The 7,099-nt window shown below is 67.0% G+C and carries 8 protein-coding genes; 5 read left to right on the top strand and 3 right to left on the bottom strand.

The genetic code is table 11. The features are described 5' to 3' along the window. The coding region (locus tag ACFQI8_RS17145) for an integrase core domain-containing protein (RefSeq protein WP_390246945.1) at positions 1-118 on the top strand (118 nt) is incomplete at its 5' end. Positions 119-207: 89 nt separating this feature from the next. Here ACFQI8_RS17145 and ACFQI8_RS17140 read toward each other — a convergent pair. Further along, entirely contained in the window at positions 208-2,490 is a 2,283-nt protein-coding gene (locus ACFQI8_RS17140) for a nitric-oxide reductase large subunit (RefSeq protein WP_390246932.1), read from the bottom strand. Between the two features lie 119 nt (positions 2,491-2,609). Here ACFQI8_RS17140 and ACFQI8_RS17135 point away from each other — a divergent pair, with 119 nt between their 5' ends. Next, positions 2,610-2,960 carry a CGCGG family putative rSAM-modified RiPP protein gene (locus ACFQI8_RS17135; RefSeq protein WP_390246931.1) on the top strand — a complete coding sequence of 117 codons (351 nt, stop codon included), beginning with the start codon at positions 2,610-2,612 and terminating at the stop codon, positions 2,958-2,960. 85 nt (positions 2,961-3,045) lie between these two features. After that, positions 3,046-3,243: a XapX domain-containing protein gene (locus ACFQI8_RS17130; protein ID WP_390246929.1), complete on the top strand. Its 198-nt coding sequence runs from the start codon at positions 3,046-3,048 to the stop codon at positions 3,241-3,243. 63 nt (positions 3,244-3,306) lie between these two features. Here the strand turns inward: ACFQI8_RS17130 and ACFQI8_RS17125 are convergent, their stop codons facing one another. Next, entirely contained in the window at positions 3,307-4,413 is a 1,107-nt protein-coding gene (locus ACFQI8_RS17125; RefSeq protein WP_390246927.1) for a halocyanin domain-containing protein, read from the bottom strand. Between the two features lie 156 nt (positions 4,414-4,569). On the opposite strand from ACFQI8_RS17125, the gene ACFQI8_RS17120 reads away from it, so the two are divergent. Further along, entirely contained in the window at positions 4,570-5,211 is a 642-nt protein-coding gene (locus tag ACFQI8_RS17120) for a helix-turn-helix domain-containing protein (RefSeq protein WP_390246925.1), read from the top strand. Between the two features lie 3 nt (positions 5,212-5,214). On the opposite strand, the gene ACFQI8_RS17115 is transcribed toward ACFQI8_RS17120, so the two are convergent. Next, entirely contained in the window at positions 5,215-5,583 is a 369-nt protein-coding gene (locus ACFQI8_RS17115) for a helix-turn-helix domain-containing protein (protein ID WP_390246923.1), read from the bottom strand. A 256-nt stretch (positions 5,584-5,839) separates the two neighbouring features. Here ACFQI8_RS17115 and ACFQI8_RS17110 point away from each other — a divergent pair, with 256 nt between their 5' ends. Further along, positions 5,840-6,994: a multicopper oxidase domain-containing protein gene (locus ACFQI8_RS17110; protein ID WP_390246921.1), complete on the top strand. Its 1,155-nt coding sequence runs from the start codon at positions 5,840-5,842 to the stop codon at positions 6,992-6,994. Positions 6,995-7,099: the final 105 nt, after the last annotated feature.

Below are 7,099 nucleotides of genomic sequence, written 5' to 3'. Positions count from 1 at the left end.
GGTGGGCAGTCGGCTGAGCGTCCGCCGGTGGCTTGCAGTGTTCGTTCATTACTATAACTTTCAGCGACCGCATCAAGCGCTCGACGGACGAACACCGGTCGAGGAGGCCACTAACTAGACAGTGCCGTTGTACCAACTGTATTGGACGTATCTCTGTATTTGGCCGCCGGATACTCCGAGCGGAGCAAAAAAGAACGCAGTCCCCGGTTAGTCGTCGCCCAGGATACCCTCGGCGACGGCCATGTCTTCGACGCTCGGGTCGTCGGCGGACTGCCGGAGGACGAACCGCTTTCTGACGAGGTCGGCCGCGTAGATGACCGTCCCGAGGATGATGAGGGTGTCACCGGGGAGCCGCGCCCAGAACAGCGTCTGAATCAGCGGCTGGTCGTAGAAGGCGACGCTCCGGGCGGCGGCGTAGCTCCCGGTGAACGCCGTCTCCAACTGGAGGAAGCCGACCGGGAGGACGGAGACGAACACCATCAACACGAGGCCGACGTTCCAACACCAGAAGGCGGCGCGGAGCCACGAGCCGTCCCAGCGGTCGGCGTCGATGGAGAGCTGGAGCATGTAGGTGACCATGCCGAGCGCGAGGAAGCCGAACGCGCCGAACATCGCGGCGTGGGCGTGGCCGACCGTCAAGTACGTCCCGTGCTCGTAGTAGTTGATGAGCGGGAGGTTGATGAAGAAGCCGAGCACGCCCGCGCCGACGAAGTTCCAGACGCCGCTGGCGACGATGAACATGAACGGCAGGCGGTACGGGAACGACTCGCCCGACATCGCGCGGTACTGCCCGAGCGCCTCGTAGAGGATGAACACCAGCGGGATGAGTTCGAGCGTCGAGAACACGCTCCCGATGGGCACCCACATGTCGGGCATGCCGACCCACCAGTAGTGGTGCGAGACGCCGATGATGCCCGTTCCCATGACGAGAAGCGCCTGAAGCATGACGGCCTTCTCGGCGCTCCGGCGACTGAGCAGGTTCATCGACACCAGCGTCAGGCCGACGATGGCGACGATGAAGAACTCGAAGGCCCCTTCGACCCACATGTGGACGACCCACCAGCGCCAGAACTCCGTGACGGCGATGTTCGTCTCGGGGGTAAACAGGAAGCCCGCGGTGAACAGCAGGGCGATAGAGCCACCGGCGTACAGAATCATGTGCGCCAGCCCGTACGGCGGCTCCCTTTCGAGAAGCGGCTTCAAGCCGCGGACCGCCAGCGCCGCCCAGATGAGGAAGCCGGCGAGGATGCCGAACTGCCAGAGCTTCCCGACTTCGAGGTATTCGAGTCCCTCGTTGCCGAGAATCCACCACAGCGAGCCGTCGATGTAGCCGTTCGCGCCCAGCCAGATGCCCGACAGGCCGCCGACCACGACGACGACGATAGCGCCGAGGAGGACGTTGATGTACGTCGACTGCTTCGGCGGCTCGTAGCCGGTCAGAAGCGGCGGGAGGAACAGCCCCGCGCCGAGCCACGTCGCGGCTATCCAGAGGATGCCGAGGTCGATGTGCCACGTCTTGGCGATGGCGAACGGGAGCAGTTGCAGGATGGGCACGCCGAATATCGACTCGATGCCGAAGAACCCGGCGCGCTCGATGTAGAAGTGCGCGAGCAGGCCGCCCAACAGCACCTGCGCCAAGAACAACCCCGCGGCCACCGGGATGAACCGGAGCGCCGCCCGCTGGCTCGGGAAGACGCTCACGTCGCCCGGTTCGGGCACCGTGATGGCCTCGGCCGACGGCTCGGGAAGTTCGACCGACTTGTACAGCCAGATGCCGAGGCCCGCGCCGGCGACGAGGAGCACCATGGCGACGACGCTCCACGTCATCGAGGCGGCGGTGGCGTCGTTCCCCGCGCCGGGTTGGTACGGCCAGTCGTTCGTGTACGAGTGGGTGCCGCCGGGGCGGTCGGTGTGGGAGAACCACGCCGTCCACATGGCGAAGTCCGCGAACGCCCGCGCCTCCTCCTCGGAGTCGACCATGTTCGCGGGGACGCCGCGCTCGTGGTCGCCCTCGTGGTAGCGCTCGACGTACTCTTGGCGCACCTGCTCGTGGGCGTAGACCTCGGCCGCGGTGTACTGTATCGCGCCGCCCTCGTAGCTGTCGTCGAGGTCGGATTTCACCACGTCGGCGACGGCCGCTTGGTCGGCGGAGTCGAGTCGGTCGTAGGGTTCACCGTACCGCGCTTGGGCGTAGTAGTTCCGCATGAACTGGACTTTCAAATCCAGCGCGTCGGCGGTGTAGTCCGCGCCGTAGTACGCGCCGTTGCCCAGTATCGACCCGTGGTTCATCAGGCCGTCTTTCTGGAACACCGTCTTGCCCTCTCGAATCGCGTCGCCGCTGACGACGACGTCGCCGTCGGGGCCGACCACCTCGTCGGGGATTGGCGGGGCCTTCTGATAGGCGAACCACGCGCCCGCGCCCATCACGACGAGGTTGAAGACGAACACGACGACGATTGCCTTCGCGATGGTCTTGCGTTGAAGCTCCATACAGGTCGTGGTTCACACGCCTGCTATAGGCTCCGCCCGCCGCTTCCCGGCCTCTCACAGCCCGGACGAACATGTTCGGATGTCCGCTCTTTGAGCCGGAAGCCGTCTCTCGAACCGTGATGACGACCGACTCGCGACCCGCCGACCACGACCACGACCACGACCATGACCACGACCACGACCACGAAACGCCCGACTCGGCGACCGACCGCGTCCACGACACGTCGTGGTCGGCGAATCTCGAACTCCCGCGACACGCCGCCGACCGCGACCTCGTGGTTTCGGAGGCCGCCGCCGCGGTCGAACACACGACCGCCGGCCACCACGTCAACCTCGTCACTCACGGCGACCACGGCCACCCGAAGACGTACCTGTACGACGCGCTCGCGGAGCGATTCGACGGTCTATCGTACGAGTACGTCGAGCAGTGCGGCTGTGGCGGCCACGTGACGCGGGTGTTCGTCGAGTAGTCGCGGTCTCGAATCGTGGACGGGTTGGCCTCCGCGCTCGCGTCGATACTGTATCTATTTATCGGGGAACACGGATAACACGCCTATGGCCTCGCAACTCGTTTTGGCCCTGCTGGCAGGCGTCTTCGCCGGAGCCCTGTTCGGCCTCATAGAAACACCGATTCCGGCCCCGCCCAACCTCGCCGGGATACTGGGTATCGTCGGCATTTACCTCGGCTACAAGGGGGTCCAACGGTTGGGGTTCCACGTCGACCTCTCGGGGGTGCTCGCGTCGCTGTTCTGAGCGCGCAGTTCGAGAACACGGCTCAGCATGGCATCGAATCTCTCGACTCCTCCTGCGGACGAGTTACGCTGACTTCTCTTTCGGATACGTCTCGCCCGCCGACTCGTCGCCCTCGCCGTTGAGCCACATGAACGCGCCGAACAGCGCGGGCGACGCCAGCATCGCGCCGAAGGTCCCGGCCAGCGCGATGCCGCCGAGGCGCTCCGTCTCGGGGTCGCCGAACGGTTCGGCCACCTGCGCGTTCGACCCGCCCTCGCCGTCGGTGACGACGACCGCGCCCTTCATCCCGAGCGTCTTGTGCGGCGTGCAGGCGTAGGTGTACGTTCCGGCCTCCTCGAAGGTGTGTTCGAACGTGTGGCCGCTACTGCCCGCCAATTCCGACTCGAAGGTGCCGTCCTCGGCGGCGACGTTGTGCGACCCGCCCTCGCCGGTCCACGTCCACGCGACGGTCGTCCCCTTCGAGACGCGAATCGCCGCGGGACCGAAGCCGAACGCCCCGCCGTTGGCCTGCGCCCCGACGTCGACGGTCACGCGCTGGAGGCCGGTCTGGGCGTCCACACCGTCGAAGTTCGAGGTGTTTTCGAACCACGCGTCGAGGTCGGCGTCCCCCTCGCGGGCGCTCTCGGTGGACGCCTCCGACTCGCCCTCGCCGGCCGAGTCGGTCGAGTCGGCCGCCTCGGTCGCGGTCGCTCCGCCGGCGTCGCCGACGACGATTGCGCCTTTCATACCGAGCGTCTTGTGCGGCGTGCAGGCGTAGGTGTAGACGCCCGCCGCGTCGAACGTCCGCTCGAACGTGTGGCCCGCGTCGCCGACGAGGTCGGACTCGAAGCTCCCGTCTTCGGCCGCGACGTTGTGCGACCCGCCCTTCCCGGACCACTCCCAGACGACCGTCGTCCCGGGGTCGACGCGCACGGCGGCCGGGCCGAACCCGAACGCCCCGCCGTTAGCCTGCGCACCGACCGTCACCGTCACCGTCGAACTCCCCGTCTTGTCCACTACCCCGTCGTAGTTCGAGGTCTGTGCGAACCACGCGTCGAGGTCGGTCCCCGACTGCGCCCGCGCGGCGTCGGCGGTGCTTCCCAGCGCGGTCGCGGAGACGGCCGCGCCGCCGAGGAGTCGAAGGACGGTTCGCCGGCCGAGCGTCGGAGCTGTGGTGTCGTTCGGGTTCATGATTGAAGCTGGCGAGGCGGTGGGCCCGCCCCGCTCGACACTCGACCGTCGGGGTTCCGGTGAAAAGCCCGCCTCGCTGGTTCCCGAAACGCGGCCGGGGGCCGAACATGTTCGGAACTATCTTTGTGCGGCGGGGACGACTTCGTTTCACTACCGATGCCCCGGGCAACACTCTCCATCACGCTCCCCGAGCAGGTCTGGGTCGCCGACCTCTCGGGGCGCTATCCGGACGCCGAGTTCACCGTCCTCGCGGCGATGCCGGCCGACGAGACGGGCGTCGGCCTCGTCGAGATACGGGCGGCCGACATCGAGCCCATCGTCACCACCATCGACGAGTACGAATCGGTCGTCTCGGTGACGGTTCTCGAAGCGCAACCGGAGCGCGCGCTCGTGCAGTTCGAGACGACCGAGCCGCTGTTGATTCTCACGCTCAGCGAGGTGGGCATCCCGCTGGAACTGCCCATCACCATCGTCGACGGCGAGGTGACAGTCGAGGTGACCGCGCCGCGCGAGAACCTCTCGGAGCTGGGCGAACAGCTCACGCAGTTCGGCATCCCGTTCGACCTCGTCTCCATCCACCAGTCGATAGACACGGAGTCGCTTCTCACCGACGACCAGTACGACCTCCTCGAAACGGCCGTCGCCGAGGGCTACTACGACACGCCGCGGACGTGCACGCTCACCCGGCTCGCCGAGGCCGTGGGGCTGGCGAAGTCGACGACGAGCGAGAAGCTCCACCGGGCCGAGGGGAAAGTGATGAAGGCGTTTCTCGCGCGGGACGACGCCGCAGTCGGGTAGGTCTCAGTCGTCGGTCTGGTCGCCGACGGCCGACCACAGCGTCGAAAGCTGGTCCGAGGCCGACCGCGACGGCGACGACACGGAAATCGAGAGGTCGCCCGGTTCGCGCGTGACGACCACCTCCTCGAAACCGAGCGCGTAGCGAGCGGCGTCGCGGCCGCGGTCGCGTTTTTCGAGGAGTCCCGCCTCGACCATCTGTTCGAGCTTCCGGTACACCGTCGACCGCGGGAGGTCGCACGCGGCGGCGATGTCCGAGGCGGTCATCGGCCCGTCGAGCCGCCTGAGCACCGTCCGGCACTGCGGACTGGTGAGGGCGTCGAACACCGTCTCGAAGTCCGGTTCGAGCGCGTCTGAGAGTGGATTGGTCGACATCTGCGTGAGAGTGGATTGCTCGGCGGCGACCCGCGCGCCGTCGGTTCGGCTCCCGATACGCCTCCGGGACGTATGAAAGTCGTGGCGCACCAGCGTCGGTGCGGTCGAACCGATGGCCGTCGATTCGAACTGGTGCGCCGACTCGACTGTTTTTCGTCCCGGTACGTATCGACCCTGCCGAACATGTTCGCCGGGCTCCTGTGCGACGGGAACCGGCGAGACGGTATTCCACTCCCCGGGCCAACGACCGACTGTAATGCGAAACTACGTCGGTGCACCCGGTTCGACGGTGTCGCGTCGCGAATTCCTCGCCGCAACGGGAAGCGTCGGAGCGCTCGGTCTCGCGGGGTGTACAGCGCCCACGAACGGTGACTCGGCCGCCGTCGGCGCGGACGAGACGACGGTCGCCCAGACGAGCGAGTCGAGTCTGCCGTACACCAGCCCGCCGGAGGTCGTGCAGGTCGACGAGCAGGGCGGGCAGGTCACCCTCAAGAGCGCGCCGGCGCGCCACGCGGCCCACCCCCTCGAAACGATGGGCGGGCCGGTCGAACTCCCGCAGGTGTGGGCGTTCAGCGCCGACGACGGCGCGCCGAGCGTCCCCGGCCCGATTCTCCGAACGACCGAGGGCAACGACATGGAGGTCACGCTCGACAACACCGACGGGATGCGCCCCCACACGGTCCACTTCCACGGCGTACAGAAGGCGTGGGAGGACGACGGCGTGCCGACGACGACGGGCATCCGCGTCGACCCCGGCGAGAAACACACCTACACCATCCCGGCGAACGTCCCCGGGACGCACCTCTATCACTGTCACTACCAGACCCACCGGCACATCGAGATGGGGATGTACGGCATCCTCCGCGTCGACCCGAAGGGGTACGAACCGGCCGACAGGGAGTACTTCATGACCGTCCGCGACTGGGACTCGCGGCTCCCCCGGCAGATGGCCGGCGAGAACGTGACGTACGACCCGCGGAACCGGAAACCGGACGTGTTCACCGTCAACGGCAAGAGCGCGCCGCGGACGCTCCACCCCGAAGACGGCTCGCCCATCATCGTCGAGCAGGGCGACACCGTCCGGGTCCACTACGTCAACGCGGGCTACATGAGCCACCCGATGCACATCCACAACCACCGCTTCCAACTGGTGGAAAAGGACGGCGGCGTCATCCCGGAGGCCGCCCGCCACGACATGGACGTGACGAACATCGCGCCCGCGGAGCGCCACACGGTCGAGTTCACGGCCGACGCCCAACCCGGAATCTACCTCATGCACTGCCACAAGGTCAACCACGTCATGAACGGGAACTTCTACCCCGGCGGCATGCTGAGCGGCGTCGTCTACAAGGAGGCGATGGACACCGACATCTTCGCGAGTCTCATGGAGTACGCCGGCTACGAGGGCTGAGCGACGCGCCGTCGCGCCTTCGGAGTCTGTAAGCCGATTGCCCGCGTGCTCGGTTCTTCTGTTCCCCGTTTCCGACCCGCCCGTCACAACTGTTATTAGTCAGTT

Origin of the sequence: Haloferax chudinovii (assembly GCF_042663345.1) — an archaeon.
In the GTDB taxonomy this organism is placed as follows: domain Archaea; phylum Halobacteriota; class Halobacteria; order Halobacteriales; family Haloferacaceae; genus Haloferax; species Haloferax chudinovii.
Note: the sequence above shows the minus strand (reverse complement) of the source record. Positions and strands in the feature narration are given on the sequence as shown.